The organism is Halobacillus sp. ACCC02827 (assembly GCF_030291935.1).
GTDB lineage: Bacteria > Bacillota > Bacilli > Bacillales > Halobacillaceae > Halobacillus.
On sequence record NZ_CP128168.1, the window covers coordinates 2,661,976 to 2,683,925 of the forward strand.

Below are 21,950 nucleotides of genomic sequence, written 5' to 3' on the forward strand. Positions count from 1 at the left end.
CTTCATCACTCCTTTAATTGACTTGAGCCGCTTTTCTTAATTCCACCCTCATGGATGAGAGCAGCACTGCACCGACAAGGATCGTCCCGACCCAGAAAACGATCGTTGGTTCGCCCTCAAAAATGGCTTTATAAAACAATCCTCCATACATACCTCCGATTGCAGGACCAAGCACTGGTATCCAGGCATACCCCCAGTCCGACCCGCCTTTACCCGGAATTGGAAGAACCGCATGAGCGATCCGCGGTCCAAGATCACGGGCGGGGTTAATGGCATATCCCGTTGTAGAACCGAGCGACATCCCGATCGCTACAATCAATAATCCGACAATGAGCGGATTCAGACCATCCGTGAAATCATTGGCACCAATGAATAACAATCCCATCACCAATACGAATGTTCCAATCATTTCACTGACAAGGTTGGAGATTGGGCTCCGAATCGCGGGATCCGTACAGAAAATAGACTTTATAGCAAGCTGGTCCTCTGTATCTTTGAAATGGGGCAGGTAATGAAAATATACAATTGCAGCACCAATGAAGGCACCAATCATTTGAGCGGTGATATACTGTGGCACCTTTGACCATGGGAAATCTCCGACAATAGCGAATCCGAGCGTCACCGCTGGATTAATATGAGCATCGGTGATCCTTCCTACAGCATAGACACCTAAAGCTACCGCAAGCCCCCACGCGATGGTGATCAACACCCAATTCCCATCGGCCTTTGTTGCTTTTAAGTTAGCACCTGCGATGACACCGGCACCAAAAATAATCAAGATCATCGTCCCGATCAGTTCCCCAACGAATTCCGTCATATGCAACGACATCCCCTTTCTCCTATTGAACAGATCGAACAAAAAAACCACACAATATTAGTCACGCTAATGATTGTGTGGATCCGTCTGTCCCCTCACGAAAGGTGGTATGTATTCGTGATGCTAAAACTTCCATAATTCTGAACGTGAGGTGGAAACAGCTGAAGCTCCGGACGCAAGCGCTTTCTCAACCTCTTCATCTGTGCGTATCAAACCACCCGCAATCACCGGAACTCCTATACGATCCTTAATCTCTTTTATCATACCCGGCAAAATACCCGGTAAAACTTCCACATAGTCCGGGGATGTCTTCTGGATGATCTTCACGTTGTGTTCTATCGCCTGACTGTCTATCAGAAATAAACGTTGGACGGAGAGAATGCCATACTTCTTAGCCTGATGGATGACATGGGCTCTTGTACTGATCACACCATCCGGTTTTACTTCCTGACCAATGTATTCCATGCCGTAATCATCGGCCTTCAAACCTTGAATCAAATCGACATGGACCAATACTTTCTTACCTGCTTTCTGCCCCACCTTCACGAGCTTCCGCAATAGTCCGAGCCGGCTCTCCAGAAGAATAATGTAATCCGTGTTACTTTCCAAAAGCGTTTCAAATTCCTTTATTTTCTTAACAGCGGGCAGTACCGGCTGGCTGAAGCTCATAACGTCTCCTCTTTTCCCTGCATGTTGTTCCTCTCTTCCATTTGGTCTTTCGTATAGATGATCTGCATCGGGTTACCACCGACAAAGGCTCCGGCAGGAACGTCTTTATGCACAAGCGTCCCTGCCGATACAACAGCTCTGTCTCCAATTGTGACACCAGGAAGAATCGTCGTGTTTGCACCGATCAAGACTTCATCTCCAATGTCAATTATCCCCAAACGATATTCATCGATTAAATATTCATGAGCAAGAATCGTCGTATTGTAGCCGATAACCGAATTCCGTCCGACACGGATCTTCTCCGGAAACATAATATCCACCATGACCATGAGCGCAAATGCCGTCTGCCCTCCGACTTCCATCCTTAAAAAGGTTCGATAAAGCCAATTTTTCAACCCGAGAAACGGCGTGTATCTTGCCACCTGAATAATGACAAAATTTTTTACCACTTTAGTGAACGGAACGGTCTTGTAGATGTGCCAAAGTGAGTTGCCGCCTTCCACCGGATAACGATCCGTCTTCCTCATTCCTTCAACCCCTTGTAATGGAAAGCAGGTCGCGCATGTTGGACAGCATGTAATCCGGATTTAACTCATCCAAAACGCGTCTTCCCTTTATTGTCCACGCCACGCCTGCGGTCTTTGTGCCGGCGTTCTGTCCTGCTTCAATATCATGCGTGTTGTCTCCGACCATCAATGCTTCCGATGCTTTGGAACCTAAATGATCGAGTGCTTTGACAATTGGTTCCGGATGCGGCTTCGCATTCGTGACATCATCCAGGGTGATGATCGTTTCGAACATACCGGCAAGACCGGTCATTTCCAGCCCCATCTGGACGGTGTGACGCATTTTCGTAGTGACGATTCCGAGGTGGTATCCCTCTTCCTTCAATGTCTGAATCGTCTCCACCACTCCTTCATATGCTTTCACATACTTGTCATGATTTTCCACATTGTGTTCCCGATAAACTTCAATCATTTCCTGTACTTTATCAGGGTTAACTTTCCTCAGACTTTCTATAAGAGGCGGACCGATAAAATCAAGGATTTCCTCCCTGCTGTAAGGACGATCTGCAAATTGCTCAATGGTGTGTGTAAAGGAAGCGATGATCAGTTCGTTCGTGTCGATCAGCGTTCCGTCCAAGTCAAAGAGAATGGTACGTATGCTCATTAGTAGAATCCTTCCTATCTTGGTGTAGTCTGTTCCAAACAAAACCGATGACCGCAGTCAAAATAACAGCCGTGAGCAACCGGATAACAAGCAGAGGCCATACCGGTATTCCGAGCGGGATAAAGACAAGCGTATCTTCGACCACTGCGTGACAGGAGACAAGAAAGATCACTGCGAGTGTCATATCTTTCTTTGAAACGCCGTCTTCTTTGACCGCCTGAATCATCAACCCGGCCCCATACGCGAGACCGATCGTTAACCCGGCAACAAGCGTCATCGACGTGTTTCTCTCCATACCGAGGAAGCGGGTCGCAGGCGCAATCCAGCCTGAGAAGCGATCGAGCCACCCTCGTTCCCTTAAGTACTGCATGACAATCATGAGCGGAATAACAATCAATGCCAGTTGGACGATCCCCATGAAGGCCGTCTGAACTCCGTGAAAGATAATTGCTGACCAGCCTTCCGGATCAGCTGCCTGCTCAGGAGCGAGGCCGTATTGGGCGATTTCACTGCCGCCGTTCCAGACGAGGTTGACCGTCACCGCAGCAAGAAGTGCCAAACCCACGCGGACGCAGATAACGATCCACCAGCTGACTCCAACTTTCTTGGCAACCGTCGATTCAATTAATAGGTTGTGCGAGAAGGACAGCATGATTGCCATGATGAATACTTCTTTGACCGTGAATTCAAATGACAAGATTGCGGCTATTCCCGCATACAAGTTCAATGCATTACCTAAAACAAGTGGAACCGCCGCTTCACCAGATAGACCAATCCACCGCATCATCGGTTCCAACCGATCAATGACCCAAGGTAAAACAGGGGTGTATTGAAGAATCGTTACAATCAACGTTACAGGAAAGATGACCTTCCCCAACGTCCATGTCAAATCGATCCCTTTTCGAGCCCCTCTTTTCGCAACACCCATCATGGCATATGCTCCTTTATTTTACTTTTTTTCCACTATAATATTTATCCGCCATTCCTGACTTCCTGCGATAAATGATCAGAATGACAGATAACACAATCAGTACGATCGAAATGAACTGAGCTGTGCGGATTTCAGCAAATAGATACAGGCTGTCCGTCCGCATTCCTTCGATAAAATAGCGTCCGATGGAATACCAGATGACATAGCTCAGGAAAACTTCCCCTCGACGAGGATCGAATTTGTGACGAAGAATCAGCAATAAGATGAATCCGATGATGCTCCAAAGCGATTCATAGAGGAACGTAGGATGATAGACGGTCCCTTCGATACACATCTGTTGATTAATAAAGTCGGGCAGATACTGCATGTAATTATTATAGAACGATTCAGAGACCGGGCCTCCGTGCGCTTCCTGATTCATGAAATTACCCCAGCGTCCGATTGCCTGTCCGAGAATGATGCTCGGTGCGGCAATGTCGGCCATCTGCCAAAAGGACAGCTTCTTCGCACGGGTATAAAGATAGGCAGTTAATACAGCTCCGATCAAACCGCCGTGTATAGCAATTCCGCCTTCCCATACGGCGAAAACTTTCCACCACGGCCCTCCCGCATACCGATCCCATTCAAACAGAACGTAGTAGGCACGGGCACAGATAATAGCTGCCGGAATCGCATAAACCACGATATCCACCATGTAATCTTTCTTTAAACCAAGTCGTTCCGTCTCCCTTGTTGCTATGAGCAGCCCAAGAAAGGCTCCGGTGGCGATAATCAACCCATACCAGTAGATGGTGAGAGGACCGAGCTGGAGGAACACCGGATTCAACGGTTCTGGTGTACAAACTTGCATGATGTATTTCCTCCTTTACTCCGTCTCTTTATCTTGGTCAATCACTTTAGTCAAACGTTCTGAGAACTCTTCTGCTGCATTGACGCCCATCCGTTTCAAACGGAAATTCATTGCTGCCACTTCGATGATAACAGCCAGGTTTCTTCCCGGTCGTACAGGAATGGTCGCCTTCGGAACTTCGACATCCATGATCTTCATCGTTTCTTCTTCGAGACCGAGACGGTCGTATTGTTTATTCTTATCCCAAAGCTCCAGATCAATGACAAGAGTGATTCGCTTGAAACTGCGGACAGCACCGGCACCGAACAATGTCATCACATTGATAATGCCGAGACCACGGATTTCCAATAGATGTTCAATCAAAGGAGGACTGTTGCCAATCAATGTATCGTAGTCTTCTTGACGAATCTCTACACTATCGTCCGCAACGAGCCTGTGCCCTCTCTTGACAAGTTCGAGTGCTGTTTCACTTTTACCGACGCCGCTTTGACCGGTAATCAGAACGCCGATACCATATATATCTACGAGTACACCATGAATTGCGGTGAATGGTGCGAATTTAGATTCAAGAAAATTTGTCAAACGGCTGATCACACGTGTCGTCTTGTACGGCGACCTCATTAATGGAACGCCGGCATCAATCGCTGCCTCACGCAGTTCTTCAGGTACATCCATTCCTCTGGTAATGACAATACCCGGCGTCAAATCCGTACACAGTTTTTCGGCACGCTCTTTTCTCTGTTCATGTGTCAACTCATTGAAGTAGGATAGTTCCGTCTTGCCCAATAGTTGGAGACGATCTTTTGGATAGAACTTGAAATACCCGGTCATTTCCACTCCAGGCCTGGAAATATCACTCATATGTATTTCACGATGAATGCCGTCTTCTCCGGCTATCAATTCTAATTTAAACTGCTCTAATAAATCTTCTGTTCGGACCTTGCTCATCTCTCTAACAACCTCCTTATTCGTGAACCACTGTCCCCTATTGTAGCATGTTTTTTTAATTCTTGAATATTTAGTCCTGACTACAGAGTAATCCATAAAAAAAGCACAGGCTGTTTCGCCCGTGCTTCCATAGAACATTATTTTTTCATATCTTTGATCAGACTGTTCAATACCAGGTTGATAATGGAAATGATGATGGCAGAAATGATTGCCATTCCGAATCCATCAATATCAAAGGTACTGCCAAGCAGCGCATCTGTAAGCCAAAGTGTAATGGCGTTAATGACGAACAGGAAGAGTCCAAGAGATACGAGCGTAATCGGCAGCGTCAAGATAACCAATATTGGACGTACAATTGCGTTCAGGATCGATAAGATCAGCGCAGCGAGTAATGCCCCGCCCACCCCTTCAATTTGTACAGAATCAAACAGGGCACCGACAGCTATGATCGCTATGGCATTCACCAAGATATGCAGGAACCAATTCTTCAAACTATCCACCTACCTATTTTTTTAGACAAGATCAGAGGATGGACGGCGGGGTGACGGTCACAGGCCCGGTCTTTGTCTCAGCCTCTATATGATATGTCTGGTCATATTGTTCGTAAGCTTCGAATTCCAGACGTTTGTTCATTACATCTTTCTTGTCTTTTAGAATCTTGTAGTTTTCCAACTCGCAATATACGTTCCCTATATTGCTTTTCAATAATCCTACTATTTTTCTTTCATTGGGTATGGAAACACGAATGCTTCCAGCAGTTGTCTTATAGAAACCCGTATGAGCTTTATTGCTCAAATGATCCACTTTAATTTGTCCGCTTACGGTTGAAATATCACTCTTGCCAAGATCACCAACAAGGGAGACGGTCCCATTGATGGTATCTGCTTCCCACTCATCAAAATTAACGGATGCTGCCGTAATACTTCCATTACCTGTTTCAACCTTGCAGCTGCGACCAATCAACTCCTTTAATTTCACAGGACCATTTGATGTTTTCAATTGCAGCTGATCTGCTTTCAGCTCCTCTATTTCCAGATCACCGTTGGACAGCTTCGCTTTAATAAAGGAAAGGTGGACAGGAGGAACATAAAGCTCCACCTTCACCTTTGTTTTTTTGACCGGGCTGGAAAGTCGGAGCAAACCTGCTTTCAAAGTCAGGTTCACGTCCTCTTGGAACCTGTCCTTCGCCTGCTGTTCACTCTCCGCCCCATACACCCTCCCATCAAATACGGCTTTGACATAATCCTGATCCCACGATCGAAGTACAAGGGAACCATTTGCAATCCATACATCGATATCATTCATTTCCCCTGCCTCCAGCACTGCCTCCTCGGAAAAAGATTGATATTCCCCGAAAACCATGTCAAAATCTGATTTTTTCACTTTCTCAACCGCATCATCGAAAAAGTTTCGTAACCCATACCTTTTGGAGGCGGGTTTCTCTTTGTCTTCCTCCGGCTTTCTTTCTACAGCTTCAAGCAGCTTCGCTCCTTCATCAGCCGTTATTTTCCCCTCTTCAATCATTTTGAGGATCTTCATTCGCTCTTCTGTCATTTTCCTCACTCCTTACTTCTTCGTACGATTTGCCAACAGCCAGTGATTCAAAAAACACCTTGAAAAGACATCGTGTCTTCTCAAGGTGTAATCTGCCTAAATACTACAGCGGTAGAAACGCTCTGTTTTCATACGTTCTAATTGTTCCGGGTTCTGTTCCATTAAACTCATCATACCATCCACCTGAGACAGGTGAGCGCGTATGGCTGCCATTTTCTTATCCCAATGAGGGCGGATATCCAATACGATTTCCGGTTCTCCCAAATCTTCCTGATGATCGTTGGAAATGGCATGCAGCCACAGCTCCGGCCGCTTCGAATCATCCATTAAACGCACAGCCTCCACCACGCCGGCACCGAGAGCGTCGTGATCCGGGTGTACAGCATAGCCAGGATAGTGTGTGATAATGATGGAAGCTCCGTACGCCTCGATTCTCTCTTTCAGATAGAGAGCCATTTGATCCAATGGTTCAAACTCCAGCGTCTTGTCACGGTAACCGAGAAATTCCAGGCCGATATCCAGCTCCTCAACCGCTTTTTGGAGTTCCTCCTTACGGAACGAGGAGAGCGTCTCTCTGTTTGCAAATACGGGCTTACCCATATTACGCCCCATCTCTCCTAATGTACCACATAGATAAGTGACTTCTGCGCCTTCTTCCCTGAACTTCGATATGGTTCCCGAAGCCCCAAAGGATTCATCATCCGGATGAGGGAAGATGACGAGCACTTTCTCTTTACTCATCCGGATCGACCTCATGAGAAAAAGGAGTCTCACTGATTTCCAGAGCTACCATAAGGCGACCTTCCCGGTCGTGTCCAGCCAAAAGGAGACGGTCATGTTCATCAATTTCGAAATCCGACACTCCTTCTGCGTACACCCATCCAAGATCCAGCTTCAATCCGACGCGGAAACCTCCGCCTGTGCTGACAATTTTTCCATGTTTATATTTCACTTTTGCATTGCGAATAAATGCCCCTACATTATAGGCGTTTTGATCAAAGTGGCTGGCATAAGCCCCATTCGTCGTTTCCAAGTGAACGTAGACATCTTTGTTGGCAAATTGATCTATTTTGTTCTGAACTGCTTCTTGCTGTATTGCTTTCACTAGTATTCCTCCCGTCAAACGATTCTTGTTTAACGATACTGAATTCTCCGGCAGGCGTCAAAACATCTACTTGGAGGCGACTTCTTCCCGCTCACTCATACGCTGTTCCATTCGCTTGCGGTCTCTTTCCAGAACCGGTTTTAAATACCGTCCCGTATAGGACTCCCTGTGTTCTGCCACTTCTTCCGGTGTACCGGTAGCGATGATCTGTCCGCCATTCTGTCCGCCTTCCGGTCCAAGATCAATGATGTGATCTGCCGCTTTAATGACATCCAGATTATGTTCAATAATCAGAACGGAATCTCCGTTTTCCACAAGTCGCTGCAGCACTTGAAGAAGTCGGGATATGTCGTCCACGTGTAATCCTGTCGTCGGTTCGTCCAGAATATAGAAGGACTTTCCGTTTGAACGGCGATGAAGCTCGCTGGCAAGTTTCACACGCTGGGCTTCCCCACCGGAAAGGGTCGTCGCAGGCTGCCCAAGCTTAATGTAATCAAGCCCGACATCCGCCACCGTCTGCAGCTTCCGTTTGATTTTCGGGATGTTGGCAAAGAAATCCAGCGCTTCTTCAATCGTCATCCCCAGTACATCTGCAATGCTCTTCCCTTTATATTTCACTTCGAGCGTTTCCCGGTTATAGCGTTTCCCGTCACATACCTCGCACGGAACGTAAACATCCGGCAGAAAGTGCATTTCGATTTTAATAATTCCATCCCCGCGACACGCTTCACATCTTCCACCTTTGACGTTGAAGCTGAATCGTCCTTTTTTGTATCCGCGGATTTTAGCTTCGTTCGTCTGTGCAAAAACATCCCGGATATCATCGAATACACCTGTGTACGTAGCCGGGTTGGAGCGTGGTGTCCGGCCGATAGGCGACTGATCGATATCAATCACTTTGTCGAGCTGATCGATACCTTCTACAGTTTTATGCTTCCCTGGTTTTTGTTTTCCGTTATGAAGCCGCATCGAAAGTGTTTTGTAGAGGATTTCATTGATCAATGTACTCTTCCCTGAACCTGATACCCCGGTGACAGCGGTCAGAAGTCCAAGCGGCACATCGGCGTTCACTTTCTTAAGGTTGTTCTCTTCCGCTCCTTTGATTTTCAAAAAGCGGCCATCCGGTTTCCGGCGCTCTGCTGGAAGCGGAATGAATTTTTTACCCGACAAGTACTGCCCGGTTAAAGACTTCCGACTCTTCATTACCTGCTTCGGCGTTCCCTGGGAAACAATATTTCCGCCATGTGCTCCTGCACCAGGTCCAATGTCGATTAAATAGTCGGCAGCCAACATCGTATCTTCATCATGTTCTACCACGATCAGCGTATTATCCAAATCGCGCATCCGCTTGAGCGTTTCAATCAGTCTGTCGTTATCACGCTGGTGGAGGCCGATGGAAGGCTCGTCCAGTACATATAATACTCCCGTAAGTGCAGAACCGATCTGGGTCGCAAGCCTGATCCGCTGCGCTTCACCGCCGGAAAGGGTACCGGCAGACCGGGAAAGTGTTAAATAATCAAGGCCGACATTCGCAAGAAAGCTCAATCGCTCTACAATCTCCTTCAGGATCATGCGCGCGATCGTTTCCTCCTTCTCTGTCAGTTCTAATGAATCGAAGAAATTCTTCGCTTCCGTAACAGAGAAGTCTGTTGTCACCCCGATGTGTTTGCCGTTGATGAGAACGGCGAGAGCTTCTTCATTCAATCTGTTTCCTTTACACTTCGGACACGGTTTCTGTGCCATGTACTTTTCCATCTGCTCACGAATATAGTCGGAACTGGTTTCTCTATAGCGCCGGGAAATGTTTGGAATAACGCCTTCAAAGAAGATTTCATTTTCCCTTACTTTTCCAAAATCGTTCTCATAGCGGAAATAAACCTTCTCCTCTCCACTACCGTAAAGGATCCGTTCTTTATGCTCCTCCGGTAATTCTTCGAAAGGCTGATCCATATCAATACCGTAGTGATCTGAAACACTCTTAAGCAGCTGCGGATAGTATTGTGAGCTTTGAGGTTCCCAGGCGGCGATTGCGTGTTCGTTCAAGGACCGGCTCCTGTCTGGAATCACAAGATCGATATCTACTTCAAGCTGAGTACCTAAACCGTCGCAGCGGCTGCATGCTCCAAACGGGCTGTTAAAGGAAAACATACGCGGCTCCAGCTCGCTGATGGAAAATCCGCATATCGGGCATGCATGGTGTTCACTGAACATCAGCTCCTCCTCGCCGATTACATCCACAATCGTATGTCCATTTCCTAGATTAAGAGCCGTTTCGATGGAATCAGAAAGGCGGCCTTCCACACCATCTTTAACAACAATTCGGTCAATGACGACTTCTATTGAATGTTTCTTGTTCTTATCCAGTTTTATTTCCTCGGAAATTTCGCGCATTTCTCCGTCGACACGAAGACGGATATATCCTTCTTTTTGGAGCTGTTCAAACACCTTCACGTGTTCCCCTTTTCGCCCGGAGACGACAGGTGCGAGAATCTGAAGCTTCGTTCTTTCCGGATACTCCATCACACGATCCACCATCTGCTGGACGGTTTGAGAACTGATTTCTATTCCGTGTTTCGGACAGGTCGGACGTCCAATCCTGGCGAAGAGCAGACGTAAATAATCGTAAATTTCGGTCACGGTCCCTACAGTAGAACGAGGGTTCCGACTTGTCGTTTTCTGGTCGATGGAAATTGCCGGGGATAACCCTTCAATTGCATCGACGTCCGGTTTATCCATCTGCCCAAGGAACTGACGGGCATAAGCACTCAAGGACTCCACATATCGGCGCTGTCCCTCGGCATAAATGGTATCGAATGCCAACGAAGACTTCCCTGAACCGGATAAACCAGTCATGACCACCAGCTTATTCTTTGGAATGTCGATATCGACATTCTTCAAATTGTGGGCTCTGGCTCCCTTGATACTTATATGTTTACTAGCCATACTCAAATCATCCCTCCGCTTTTAGTTCCAACAAAACATCACGCAGTTCAGCCGCACGCTCGAAATCGAGTTCCCGAGCTGCCTGCTTCATTTCCGTTTCCATATTGTCGATAAGCTCCTGACGTTCGCGCTTCGTCATTTCCGAAGGCTTCTTACCCGTATCGTACTGTTCCTCTTCTTCTGCGACGGCAGTAGCCTTAATAACGTCACGCACTTCTTTCTTGATCGTTGTCGGAGTTACACCGTGCTCTTCGTTATAGGCAATCTGCTTCTCCCGACGACGGTATGTTTCATCTATAGCAAACTGCATGGAAGCCGTCACTTTGTCGGCATACATGATAACTCTTCCGTTTTCATTTCGTGCTGCACGTCCGATCGTCTGAATCAGGGAACGGTCGGAACGGAGGAAACCTTCTTTATCTGCATCGAGAATAGTAACGAGAGATACTTCCGGAATGTCCAGACCTTCTCTCAACAAGTTGATTCCGATCAACACATCGTATTTACCGACACGAAGATCCCGGATGATTTCAATCCGTTCGAGCGTCTTGATTTCTGAATGGAGGTAAGCAACCTTCATTCCCAACTCTTTGAGGTAGTCCGTTAAATCCTCAGACATTTTCTTCGTAAGTGTTGTAACCAGTATCCTCTCATTTCGATCTTTCCGCTTGTTGATCTCTCCCACCAGATCATCGATCTGACCATGAATCGGACGCACTTCAATTTCCGGATCAAGAAGTCCGGTCGGCCGGATAATCTGCTCGATCATCTTCGGTGTATGTTCGATTTCGTATGGACCAGGCGTCGCCGAAACGTAAGCAATCTGGTTGATGTGTTCCTCGAATTCATGAAACATAAGCGGCCTGTTGTCCATAGCGGAAGGGAGACGGAATCCATGATCGACGAGCACTTGTTTCCTAGCCCTGTCCCCGTTATACATCCCTCTCACCTGTGGAAGTGTCACATGGGATTCATCAATCATAATCAGGAAATCATCCGGGAAATAGTCGAGAAGCGTATAAGGCGTCGCTCCCGGCTCCCGGAACGTCAAATGACGGGAATAGTTTTCGATTCCTGAACAGAAACCCATTTCCCTCATCATTTCCAAATCGTAGTTTGTCCGCTGCTCCAGACGCTGCGCTTCGAGAAGCTTGTCGTTGTCCCGAAGCTCTTTTACACGGTCTTTCATTTCCTGTTCTATATTTTCAATGGCTTTTTTCAACTTTTCTTCCCGGGTGACAAAGTGGGAGGCCGGGAAAATCGCTACATGCTCCCGATCGCCGATCACTTCGCCGGTCAACACATCCACTTCTCTGATCCGGTCAATTTCGTCTCCGAAAAATTCAATCCTCATCGCATGTTCTTCCCGTGAAGCAGGAATAATTTCCACCGAATCCCCGCGCACGCGGAATGTACCACGCTGAAAGTCAATATCGTTCCGCGCATATTGAATGTCTACAAGGTTCCGGAGCAGCTGATCGCGATCCTTCTCCATTCCCGTACGAATGGAAAGCACCTGACTTCGATATTCGTCGGGAGAACCTAAACCATAAATACAAGAAACACTGGCAACAATGATGACATCGTTCCGCTCAAACAAAGCAGACGTAGCGGAGTGGCGCAGCTTGTCGATCTCATCATTGATGCTCGCGTCCTTCTCGATAAACGTATCCGACGAAGGGACATAAGCTTCCGGCTGATAATAATCATAGTAACTGACAAAATATTCCACAGCGTTATTTGGAAAGAACTCCTTGAATTCACTATAGAGCTGCCCTGCCAACGTTTTGTTATGGGCTATGATCAGTGTCGGCTTGTTGACCTGTTCAATGACGTTTGACATGGTGAACGTCTTACCGGTACCCGTTGCACCGAGTAACGTCTGATGTTTTTCCCCATTGTTAATCCCTTCGACCAATGCTTTGATTGCTCGCGGCTGATCTCCCTGCGGGGTGTATTTAGATACTAATTCGAATTGTCCCTCCACGACGAAAACCTCCGTTCCTCACTATTCCTTCCTAGTTTACCACAACAGTTTACCATTCTAACCTTAAACGAACAAACATTCGCACTTGCAATTGGTTTTTCCCTGTTTTTCCATTTTTATCCCCTCTCTCCGACCTACTCCTTTTCCATCCAGCCAACGCTCACCTATATCCTTTACGACTCGGAAAAATATAAAAAGCACCTGTATCCATGAACTATAACCCGAATAATGGACACTTATAAAAAAGTGCCCCGTTATTCGGGTTATTTCTGTTTCAAGGAAGGAAACCCGTTTATAATCAAAATAAATATATGAACGGAGTGTGACTATGAGTAAACATCTTTATTCAAATACGGAAATGAAACAATTAGAGGACAATCCGAATGTCGTAAAGGTATCGGAACGTTCTATCACATACCATCCTTTATTTAAGAAAGCTGCAATTCAGGAATATCAGAATGGAAACTTTCCATCTCAAATATTTGAAGAGCACGGATTTGATTTAGTAGTGATTGGGAAGGATCAACCCAGAAGATGCTTAAAGCGCTGGCGTAACACATTTGAAAAGTACGGAGAACTTGGTCTGGAGGGAGACCGTCGTGGAAAAGGAAGTAAAGGTCGACCTTCTTCAAAGAAGATGTCTGCGGAAGAAAAACTTGAGAAAGCGGAAGCTCGTATTAAGTACTTAGAGGCTGAAAATGATTTTTTAAAAAAGCTAGACAAACTCGAAAGGCAGGCGTTGAAGAAGAAACGAAAATAACTCCATCAGAAGTCTATCAGCTTATTTATGAAACAATCCATAATTACTCCTTAAGGAGTATGGTCTCTTATTTATGTGAATTCACAGGAGTAAGTCGAAGTGGATATTATGCGTGGATAAATAGTGATTCCAAAAGACAAGTGAAAAATCAGAAAGACGAAAAGGATATACAAATTATTCAAGTTATCTTCTCACAAAACCATGAGAAAGTAGGAGCTCTGCAAATTAAGTTGATTCTCGAAAATGATTATGGGGTCATCATGAATCATAAAAAAATTCGAAGATTAATGAAGAAATTTGATCTTTCGGCAAAGATCAGACAGGCTAAACCATACAAACAAATGTTGAAAGCCACTCAAGAGCATCGTACGTGCCCAAACCATCTTAACCGAGAGTTCACACAACTAGAACCCGGAAAAGTCTTTTTGACTGATATCACTTACACGTATTTTGGGAAAGGTCAAAAAGCATATCTTTCTTGCGTGAAAGATAGTACAACAAAGGAAATTGTAGCTCACCATATATCTACTTCCCTAGGGATGGATATTGTTTACCGAACGTTAGAGAAACTTCAAGACACCGTAAGATCTTTCCATCCAGAAGCAATGATTCATTCGGATCAAGGGTTTCATTACACTCACCCCAAATTCCAATCTAGAGTGAGAGAAGCTGGCCTTCGTCAGTCCATGTCCCGAAAAGGTAACTGTTGGGATAATGCACCTATGGAATCATTTTTTGGTCATTTAAAGGATATGGTGGATCACCAATCATGTGAAAGCCTAAGCCAACTTAAAGAAGAAATTAGCCAGTATATAGCAAAATATAATAATAAAAGATATCAGTGGAATTTAAATAAGATGACCCCGGTGCAATACCGAGATCATCTCCTAGCCGCCTAAGGTTCTTTTTATAAACTGTCCGAATTATAGGTTACAGTTCACCACAGGTGCTTTCTTTATTTCTATATCAATTCAGGGCTTACGCATCAAAGGTTTGATTATATTCATTTACTTCAAACAAATCGATCAACTCAATATCCGGATTCTTATCAATGAACCAACGCAGGGAAAAATCGTTTTTGAACAGAACAACCGGATTCCCTTCCCGATCTTCAGCAAGCATGTTCCGTTCATCGAACAGCGAAACGTCCACCTGATCCTCTTTAAGCCAGCGTGGAATACGCTCTCCAAGCGGTATCAACTCAATATCCACATTATACTCATTCTTCATCCGATATTCGAATACTTCGTATTGAAGTTCTCCGACAGCACCGATGATAAAATCTTCGAAGCTGTAGCGTTTAAACAGCTGAATTGCTCCTTCCTGAACCAGCTGTTCCAAACCTTTGCGGAACTGCTTCGATTTCATAACGTTTTTAGCTGTAACCTTCTTGAAGATCTCCGGCGGGAATTGAGGAAGTTCATCATATTCAAACTTGGATTTACCTGTAACAATCGTATCGCCGATCCGATAGACGTTTGGATCATAGATTCCGATAATATCTCCTGCATATCCTTCCTCAACGGTTCCACGGGAAGAGGCTACGAACTGTTGTGACTGGGCAAGTTTAAAGGTTTTTCCGGTTCGCGAGAGCGTGACGTTCATTCCGCGTTCGAATTTACCGGAACAAACTCGAACAAAAGCGATCCGATCGCGGTGCTGCGGATTCATGTTAGCCTGGATTTTGAAAATAAAACCTGAAAACTCCTCGTCTTCTGGTGAAACGACACCTTCCGTTGACTTACGTGGTGCAGGTTCGGGTGCCATTTCAATAAATGAATTAAAGAATGTTTCGACTCCGAATGGCGCGAGTGCACTACCGAAGAATACCGGCGTTTGATCACCGCGCAGCACCTTCTCCATATCAAAAGCTTCCCCGGCTTCTGCCACAAGTTCCATCTCTTCCTGAGCTTCCTGGAATGTTGCATTTTCTGTTAATTCCGGATACTGATCGAGCTGGTTATAAGGAATATAATCTTCTTCCTCATTTCCTGTGAAATGAACGAACTGTTCCTGTTCTCTGTCAAAAACCCCGAGGAATCGTTTCCCCATACCGGCAGGCCAGGTCATCGGGTATGTTTCAATATTTAAAGTTTCTTCAATTTCCTGCATTAAATCGAACGGCTCGCGTCCTTCCCGGTCCATCTTGTTAATGAACGTAAAAATTGGGATGCCGCGCATTTTACAGACTTTGAACAACTTGAGCGTCTGTGCCTCGATTCCTTTCGTCCCGTCAATAACCATAACAACACTGTCGACAGCTGTCAGCGTGCGATACGTGTCTTCACTGAAGTCTTCGTGGCCAGGCGTATCCAGTATATTGACCTGGTAGCCTTTATATGGGAAGTTCATAACACTCGATGTTACTGAGATTCCCCGCTGCTTCTCGATTTCCATCCAGTCGGATGTAGCGAATTTACCAGATTTCTTTCCTTTTACCGTTCCTGCTGAACGAATCAGATTACCAAACAGCAGCATTTTTTCCGTCATCGTCGTTTTTCCGGCGTCCGGGTGGGAGATAATAGCAAACGTACGACGCTTTTTCATTTCTTCTTGAATAGGATTCATCGTTATATCCTCCATGTTATAAATTTTTATATGTTTTGATTTAAGGCAGGATATACGTTACAACGACCGTGTCGTGGACACATGATCCGTACAGCATTCCTTTTCCATAAAAAAAGCGCGCCTCGATTTCAGAGCGCTTCAACACTTTTGATTATACTTTGAAAGTTAGCATAACCGCCCGCTAAAATCAATGCTTGACGTGACGGGCCATGATTCCTTCCACTTCTCTCCCCCTCTGCAAACCTGTTATAATAGAAGCAAATAACGTTCAGTAAGGATGCCATATATGCAAAGTTATTTACTACAACCGAAAGATATACAAAAGATTACCGGTCCCACTTACTATGAGCGGGGTAAACGCTACTTCGAATCAGGTAAAGTGTATGGACTGTCACATAATAGCGCCATCCGTTCCTGGCGGGCGGTCGTAGCGGGGACCCATGATTATGAAGTCCGCGTTTTCTTTTTTGATGATGAAGATGTCGAGGCGACGTGCGAATGCCCGGCATATGCAGAGCACTATACGTGTAAACATATCGCCGCCGTTTTAATCGCCATACGTGAGAAAACATTGGAGGAGCTCGCTCCGCGTCTGGCGGAGAAAGGGAAGAACGTCCAATTCCCTCCGGCCAGTCAAGACCGTATGTTCGCTGTAAGTTTGTTTGAGGCTTTCCGGCAGCGTCAGGAAAACCAGTCGGAAACAGAAAGCAAGCGGCCGCTGCAAGTCAACTATTTTCTGCACCTTCAATCCATGCTTGGCGCGAAGAGTCTTGGAATGGAGATAAAAATCGGCGAAGGCTATCCCTACGTCATCAAGAATATTCGGGAGCTTCTTGACCACATTCGGAAGCAGCAGCCTTACAGGATTACGAAAAAGTTCACCTTTGACCCATCCGAACACCTGTTTACAGAGCTGGATAAGCGAATTTTCCATATTCTTCAGCGGGCATATGAACAGGAGCAGTTTTATGAGCAGCATTGGAGTATGAACGATAAGAAAGTTTTACGCATTCCACCTGCCATGACCAAGGATCTCCTTCCATTGCTGCAGGAACAAAATGCTGCGATGATTGACCGTGGCGATCCGATGGGGGCTGTCCGCTTCGAACAAGATTTTCCGGATTTGTCCTTTTACGTAACGGAAGAACGCGGTCACTTTCATATGCATATGAACAAGTTGAAGGAATATGATTACCTGGCAGATTACCATATGCTGTACCGTCAGTCTTCCTTCTATCCAATTGACCCGGAGAAAGAAGATATTTTGAGGACCTTATATACCACGCTCCCATACAACTCGAGCGGAAGTCACACAGTAAGCTATCACGATATGGAAGGAATTGTTTCCTACGTCCTGCCAGAGTTAGAGCGGATAGCTGACGTTAATCTGGACTCTTCCGCTAAGGAAAGAATTATTCAGGAGCCATTGCGGGCAGAAGTTTATTTGGACTTCTCCCAATGGACATTAACCATTGATGTAAAGTTCCATTATGGTGACATTACCATCGATCCTTTTCAACAGAATAACGTCTCTCAGGCAATTATACAAAGAGACAGTCAAACGGAAGAGCATATCATGCAGATCATTGAGTCTGCCGAATTTAAATTTGATGGAGAAATGGTCTATATTGAAGATGAATACCCTTTAGATGTTTTTCTGCGCTATTATCTTCCGAAGCTTAAAGAGTGGAGTGATGTCTACTTATCTTCCTCCGTACGCTCTTTAATCAGCGAAGAAGCACACGAACTCCAAAGTTCCGTCGAGCTTGAAAACGAAGGGAACTGGCTTGATATCCGCTTTACCATTGAGGGAATCAGCTCTGATGACATACACGAAGCGCTCAAGGCCGTAATTGAAAAGAAAAAGTATTATCGACTCTCGGATGGAGCTCTAATGTCTTTGACCTCGGACTCCTTTGAACGCTTCCAGAAACTTATGAACGAACTGGATCTTACCGCACAGGATTTAGATGACAATCAACTCCACGTTTCCACGGCGCGGAGCCTTCAGGTGGAAGATGCCCTTCAACCGACGGATGCGGAACGAAACCGGCTGTTCCATGAACTTGTGAACCAGCTTAAATCACCACAGTCGTTTGATATCGCACCTCCATCTGGACTGAATGCAGAGCTGCGCTCCTATCAGCTCACCGGTTTTCGTTGGATGAAGATGCTCAGCCACTATGGTCTCGGCGGTGTTCTTGCGGATGATATGGGACTTGGAAAAACGCTGCAGACGATCACTTACCTGCTTCATGAAAAAGAAGAAGGGCTGATGAATGAACCGGCGCTGATTGTTGCTCCGGCTTCTCTCGTCTTTAACTGGAAGAAGGAATTAGAGAAATTTGCACCTTCCCTTTCTCTCCAGGTGTTGACCGGGGACCCGTCTTCACGTCAGGAAGCTCTGGAAGCAGCTGCTTCTAAAGATGTTTGGATTACCTCGTATCCATTATTGAGACAGGATGTTGCCTCCTACAGCGACCAGTCATTCCACACCATGGTTCTTGATGAATCACAGGCGATCAAGAACGAAGCGACCAAAACTGCCGTCGCGGTACGATCCGTAAAAAGCAGACACCGCTTCGCCTTAAGTGGAACACCAATTGAGAATTCTCTTCAAGAGTTGTGGTCTTTATTCCGTGCAATTATGCCGGGTTTCTTCCCGAGCAAAAAGAAATTCACGCAATTAAAACCAGAGAAGATCTCCATGATGACGCGGCCGTTTATATTACGACGGATGAAGACGGAGGTTCTTGATGAACTACCGGATAAGATCGATTCTGTCCAGTACTCAGAGCTGACCAGGGAGCAGAAAGAGGTTTACCTCGCCTACCTGGAACGAATCCAGAACGATATCCAGGAGACCATTGCGACAAAAGGAATACAGCGAGGGAAACTTGAGATCCTGGCTGGATTAACACGCCTCCGCCAAATTTGCTGCCACCCAGCATTATTCCTGGAGAACTATGAAGGGAAATCAGGTAAATTGGAGCAGCTGAAGGAACTTGCTTTAGAGCGGAAAGAAAACGGCAACCGTCTTCTTATTTTCTCTCAGTTTTCCAGTATGCTTTCCCTCATGCACGAGGAACTTCAGAAATCCGGTCTGGATGCCTTTTATTTGGACGGTCGGACAAAAACAGAAAAACGTATGGAAATGGTCGATCGGTTCAATGCCGGAGAGAAAGATGCTTTCTTCATCTCCTTAAAAGCCGGAGGGACCGGTCTGAATTTGACCGGAGCCGACACGGTCATTTTGTATGACCTGTGGTGGAACCCTGCAATCGAGGAACAAGCCGCCGGTCGTGCACACCGAATCGGCCAGGAAAAAGTCGTTCAGGTCATTCGAATGATAGCAGAAGGTACGATTGAAGAGAGGATCTATCAACTGCAGCAGAAGAAAAGGGATCTTGTTGATCAAATTATCCAGCCTGGTGAATCGATGCTTACCTCTTTAAGTGAAGAGGAAATCAAACAACTCTTTGCATGAAATAAAAAAGCAGCTGTCTCACAAGAGACAGCTGCTTTTGTTTACACTGCGGCTTTTTTACGCATTTTAAACCAGTACCCGCCAAGGATGCTTGCTCCGATAGCCATCGTAACCGTTGATATCAACATGTGGAGGGACGATGCCAATACGACATTGCCCGTAATGACGATTACAAACCCTACAGCAGCGTTCATAACGATTGATAACAGGTACAACCAGGACAACAAGATATGATAGCGGAACCTGGAAGCGTAAATGACAAACCAAATGGCAGCTACGATAATGACGAACGTAGCGACCCAATGGAGCGAATAAATCATGTTGGCAATGGATTCACTCTTAATTAAGTACTCCATTGCAGGTATATCCAAGAGAACATTGCTGGCACGACTATGTTTAAAGAAAGCACCCAAAATGACTTGAAGAACGTATACACTATAGCCGATCAGGAAAGCACGGTAGCTTTGAGATACCGACGACCAGCGATCTCGATCCAACTCGACTGGTTTGTTGTTCAAACTGTAGCTGAGCAGTACAAGAATGACCAACAGCATTTGGCTGAACGTTACATCAAATGTCGTGAAGCCGGGAGGTGTTCCCAAGAGCACGTTCAAACCACCAACCATGGATTGGAAAAGCAGCAGAATGATACTCAGGATAGCCAATACGAATACAGGCTTATGCTTACGGTATTTGATGATAGCACCGATTGCATTGATTCCAGTCAATACGACAAGAAGTGGAACCATTAAACGGTGGGAATACTCGATGATGACATGATAATCCGTAATATCAGGAATAATTTGTCCATTACATACAGGCCACGTACTTCCGCACGCATCCCCGGAATCGGTTGCGACGACAAGGTTCCCGAGAATTAGTGCGAGAAACGTGACGATGGTAGTTAAAATTGAAAATTTCTTCATCGTCTTACCCTTTCTCTATTTAGATGTTAATTATAAAAACATGAAGTTCCAAAATAAATCATATCACGAATTAGAATTAATAGAGAAAGGAAATCCTATACGTTTCTCATGAACTTTTTGTGAACAACCTAAATCCACCTACTTCTTCGAGGTTGGCCATTAAAAGAATGGACGATCATAAAACAAAAAAAACCGGGAAGGTCCATTCCTCCCCGGTTTCCATCAGACCGTAACTGCTGCTTGTTGTTTGCGCGCTTCCGCCTGGGCTTGTTTGATAAGACAGCGGCCCTTTCCGTGCGGGATACACATCGGTGTGCCGAACAACGGATCTTCTCTGACATCACACGTCATCTCAAATACGTGCTGCATCATTTCACAGGAAACGACTTCTTCCGGCTTCCCTTGAGAATACACCGTTTTATCTTTGACAGCGATGATATGGTCGGCATAACGACAGGCAAGGTTGATATCATGGAGCACCATGACGACCGTCCGGCCTTTATCCTGATTCAAGTCGAACAGCAGATCTAAAATCTCAATCTGGTGAGTCATATCCAGATAGGTAGTCGGTTCATCAAGCAGAAGCGTATCGGTGTCTTGAGCCAATGTCATGGCAATCCACGCACGCTGCCGTTGTCCACCGGAAAGAGAATCGACGGTACGATCCTTCAATTCCGTTAAATTCGTATCTTCTAATGCCGTCATCACTGCATGTTCATCGTCTTTCGACCAACGCTTTCCGAAGCCCTGGTATGGATAGCGGCCCTGTTTAACAAGCTGATACACAGTCAAACCTTCCGGAGTCGTTGGACTTTGCGGAAGAATCGCCATCTTCTTGGCAACCTCTTTTGTCCGCATTTTTGCGATATCCTTACTATCAAGGATGACTTCGCCTGATTTCGGTTTCAGTAACCGCGCCATTGACCGGAGCAGAGTGGACTTCCCGCACCCGTTCCCACCGATGAGTACCGTCACTTTTCCTTTAGGGATTTTCACATCCAAAGAATCGATAATGATTGAGTCGCCATATCCTAATGTCAAGTTATTTGCAAACAAGGTATCCATAGTCGATCTCTCCTTTGTTATCACACATTCCAACGCCGTCATCTATATTCAATCATGGAATTCCGAGTTTTCTCTACTTTCTAGTTTATGGGCTCTATCGATTGCTGTCAATGAATTTGAGAATCATTTTCATTACACACTTGAAAATAATATGCAGGATGCCTCTGTGA

General features: G+C 45.7%; 18 protein-coding genes. 2 read left to right on the forward strand and 16 right to left on the reverse strand.

Annotated features, from left to right (window positions below; all coding sequences use genetic code 11):
* Positions 1-13: 13 nt before the first annotated feature.
* The 13 genes from QRD89_RS14175 to uvrB form a co-directional block, all read right to left on the reverse strand.
* Positions 14-817, reverse strand: coding sequence for an MIP/aquaporin family protein (locus QRD89_RS14175; RefSeq protein WP_286096885.1), 804 nt, complete (start codon positions 815-817; stop codon positions 14-16).
* 123 nt (positions 818-940) lie between these two features.
* Positions 941-1,486, reverse strand: coding sequence for a glycerol-3-phosphate responsive antiterminator (locus tag QRD89_RS14180; RefSeq protein WP_008634049.1), 546 nt, complete (start codon positions 1,484-1,486; stop codon positions 941-943).
* The gene (locus QRD89_RS14185) at positions 1,483-2,013 is read right to left on the reverse strand and encodes an acyltransferase (RefSeq protein WP_008634047.1); all 531 of its coding nucleotides are present in this window, start codon (positions 2,011-2,013) and stop codon (positions 1,483-1,485) included. The genes QRD89_RS14180 and QRD89_RS14185 overlap by 4 nt, the downstream gene beginning before the upstream one ends.
* Positions 2,014-2,017: 4 nt before the next feature.
* Positions 2,018-2,656 (reverse strand): pyrophosphatase PpaX, encoded by a 639-nt coding sequence (ppaX, locus tag QRD89_RS14190; protein ID WP_008634045.1) that lies wholly within the window; start codon positions 2,654-2,656, stop codon positions 2,018-2,020.
* Positions 2,631-3,587 carry a nucleoside recognition domain-containing protein gene (locus tag QRD89_RS14195; protein ID WP_026578227.1) on the reverse strand — a complete coding sequence of 319 codons (957 nt, stop codon included), beginning with the start codon at positions 3,585-3,587 and terminating at the stop codon, positions 2,631-2,633. Before QRD89_RS14195 ends, ppaX begins: the two co-directional genes overlap by 26 nt.
* A 13-nt stretch (positions 3,588-3,600) precedes the next feature.
* Positions 3,601-4,437 (reverse strand): prolipoprotein diacylglyceryl transferase, encoded by an 837-nt coding sequence (gene lgt / locus QRD89_RS14200; protein WP_286095521.1) that lies wholly within the window; start codon positions 4,435-4,437, stop codon positions 3,601-3,603.
* A 15-nt stretch (positions 4,438-4,452) separates the two neighbouring features.
* Complete coding sequence (gene hprK / locus QRD89_RS14205; RefSeq protein WP_026578226.1) at positions 4,453-5,385, reverse strand: HPr(Ser) kinase/phosphatase; 933 nt, start codon at positions 5,383-5,385, stop codon at positions 4,453-4,455.
* 137 nt (positions 5,386-5,522) lie between these two features.
* The gene (locus QRD89_RS14210; RefSeq protein WP_008635672.1) at positions 5,523-5,876 is read right to left on the reverse strand and encodes a phage holin family protein; all 354 of its coding nucleotides are present in this window, start codon (positions 5,874-5,876) and stop codon (positions 5,523-5,525) included.
* A 31-nt stretch (positions 5,877-5,907) separates the two neighbouring features.
* A complete protein-coding gene (locus tag QRD89_RS14215; RefSeq protein WP_286095522.1) occupies positions 5,908-6,939 on the reverse strand; it encodes a DUF4097 family beta strand repeat-containing protein in 1,032 nt (343 codons plus the stop codon).
* 96 nt (positions 6,940-7,035) lie between these two features.
* Positions 7,036-7,680, reverse strand: coding sequence for a bacillithiol biosynthesis deacetylase BshB2 (bshB2, locus tag QRD89_RS14220; RefSeq protein WP_008635670.1), 645 nt, complete (start codon positions 7,678-7,680; stop codon positions 7,036-7,038).
* Positions 7,673-8,044: a YojF family protein gene (locus tag QRD89_RS14225; RefSeq protein ID WP_008635669.1), complete on the reverse strand. Its 372-nt coding sequence runs from the start codon at positions 8,042-8,044 to the stop codon at positions 7,673-7,675. The genes bshB2 and QRD89_RS14225 overlap by 8 nt, the downstream gene beginning before the upstream one ends.
* A gap of 66 nt (positions 8,045-8,110) precedes the next feature.
* Positions 8,111-10,987: an excinuclease ABC subunit UvrA gene (gene uvrA / locus QRD89_RS14230; RefSeq protein ID WP_008635667.1), complete on the reverse strand. Its 2,877-nt coding sequence runs from the start codon at positions 10,985-10,987 to the stop codon at positions 8,111-8,113.
* Positions 10,988-10,994: 7 nt separating this feature from the next.
* Positions 10,995-12,974, reverse strand: a complete 1,980-nt coding sequence (gene uvrB / locus QRD89_RS14235; RefSeq protein WP_008635661.1) for an excinuclease ABC subunit UvrB — start codon at positions 12,972-12,974, stop codon at positions 10,995-10,997.
* Positions 12,975-13,302: 328 nt separating this feature from the next.
* On the opposite strand from uvrB, the gene QRD89_RS14240 reads away from it, so the two are divergent.
* Positions 13,303-14,633, forward strand: a protein-coding gene (locus QRD89_RS14240; protein ID WP_286095523.1) for an IS3 family transposase whose coding sequence is annotated in 2 segments (ribosomal slippage) — positions 13,303-13,675 and positions 13,675-14,633 — 1,332 coding nt in all. Because the reading frame shifts where the segments join, the coding sequence is not laid out codon by codon here.
* 79 nt (positions 14,634-14,712) lie between these two features.
* Here QRD89_RS14240 and QRD89_RS14245 read toward each other — a convergent pair.
* Complete coding sequence (locus tag QRD89_RS14245; RefSeq protein WP_008635659.1) at positions 14,713-16,302, reverse strand: peptide chain release factor 3; 1,590 nt, start codon at positions 16,300-16,302, stop codon at positions 14,713-14,715.
* Positions 16,303-16,588: 286 nt separating this feature from the next.
* Here QRD89_RS14245 and QRD89_RS14250 point away from each other — a divergent pair, with 286 nt between their 5' ends.
* A complete protein-coding gene (locus QRD89_RS14250) occupies positions 16,589-19,789 on the forward strand; it encodes a DEAD/DEAH box helicase (protein ID WP_008635656.1) in 3,201 nt (1,066 codons plus the stop codon).
* 41 nt (positions 19,790-19,830) lie between these two features.
* On the opposite strand, the gene QRD89_RS14255 is transcribed toward QRD89_RS14250, so the two are convergent.
* A complete protein-coding gene (locus tag QRD89_RS14255) occupies positions 19,831-20,715 on the reverse strand; it encodes a COX15/CtaA family protein (RefSeq protein ID WP_008635655.1) in 885 nt (294 codons plus the stop codon).
* Between the two features lie 222 nt (positions 20,716-20,937).
* A complete protein-coding gene (locus tag QRD89_RS14260) occupies positions 20,938-21,780 on the reverse strand; it encodes an ABC transporter ATP-binding protein (protein ID WP_008635652.1) in 843 nt (280 codons plus the stop codon).
* Positions 21,781-21,950: the final 170 nt, after the last annotated feature.

Bases quoted from the DNA above. Each gene is read 5' to 3' on its own strand.
- lgt (WP_286095521.1), bottom strand. From the start codon at position 4,437: ATGCAAGTTTGTACACCAGAACCGTTGAATCCGGTGTTCCTCCAGCTC.
- uvrA (WP_008635667.1), bottom strand. From the start codon at position 10,987: ATGGCTAGTAAACATATAAGTATCAAGGGAGCCAGAGCCCACAATTTG.
- ppaX (WP_008634045.1), bottom strand. From the start codon at position 2,656: ATGAGCATACGTACCATTCTCTTTGACTTGGACGGAACGCTGATCGAC.
- hprK (WP_026578226.1), bottom strand. From the start codon at position 5,385: ATGAGCAAGGTCCGAACAGAAGATTTATTAGAGCAGTTTAAATTAGAA.
- QRD89_RS14215 (WP_286095522.1), bottom strand. From the start codon at position 6,939: ATGACAGAAGAGCGAATGAAGATCCTCAAAATGATTGAAGAGGGGAAA.
- QRD89_RS14195 (WP_026578227.1), bottom strand. From the start codon at position 3,587: ATGATGGGTGTTGCGAAAAGAGGGGCTCGAAAAGGGATCGATTTGACA.
- QRD89_RS14185 (WP_008634047.1), bottom strand. From the start codon at position 2,013: ATGAGGAAGACGGATCGTTATCCGGTGGAAGGCGGCAACTCACTTTGG.
- QRD89_RS14175 (WP_286096885.1), bottom strand. From the start codon at position 817: ATGACGGAATTCGTTGGGGAACTGATCGGGACGATGATCTTGATTATT.
- QRD89_RS14255 (WP_008635655.1), bottom strand. From the start codon at position 20,715: ATGAAGAAATTTTCAATTTTAACTACCATCGTCACGTTTCTCGCACTA.
- QRD89_RS14250 (WP_008635656.1), top strand. From the start codon at position 16,589: ATGCAAAGTTATTTACTACAACCGAAAGATATACAAAAGATTACCGGT.
- QRD89_RS14180 (WP_008634049.1), bottom strand. From the start codon at position 1,486: ATGAGCTTCAGCCAGCCGGTACTGCCCGCTGTTAAGAAAATAAAGGAA.
- bshB2 (WP_008635670.1), bottom strand. From the start codon at position 7,680: ATGAGTAAAGAGAAAGTGCTCGTCATCTTCCCTCATCCGGATGATGAA.
- QRD89_RS14260 (WP_008635652.1), bottom strand. From the start codon at position 21,780: ATGGATACCTTGTTTGCAAATAACTTGACATTAGGATATGGCGACTCA.
- QRD89_RS14245 (WP_008635659.1), bottom strand. From the start codon at position 16,302: ATGAATCCTATTCAAGAAGAAATGAAAAAGCGTCGTACGTTTGCTATT.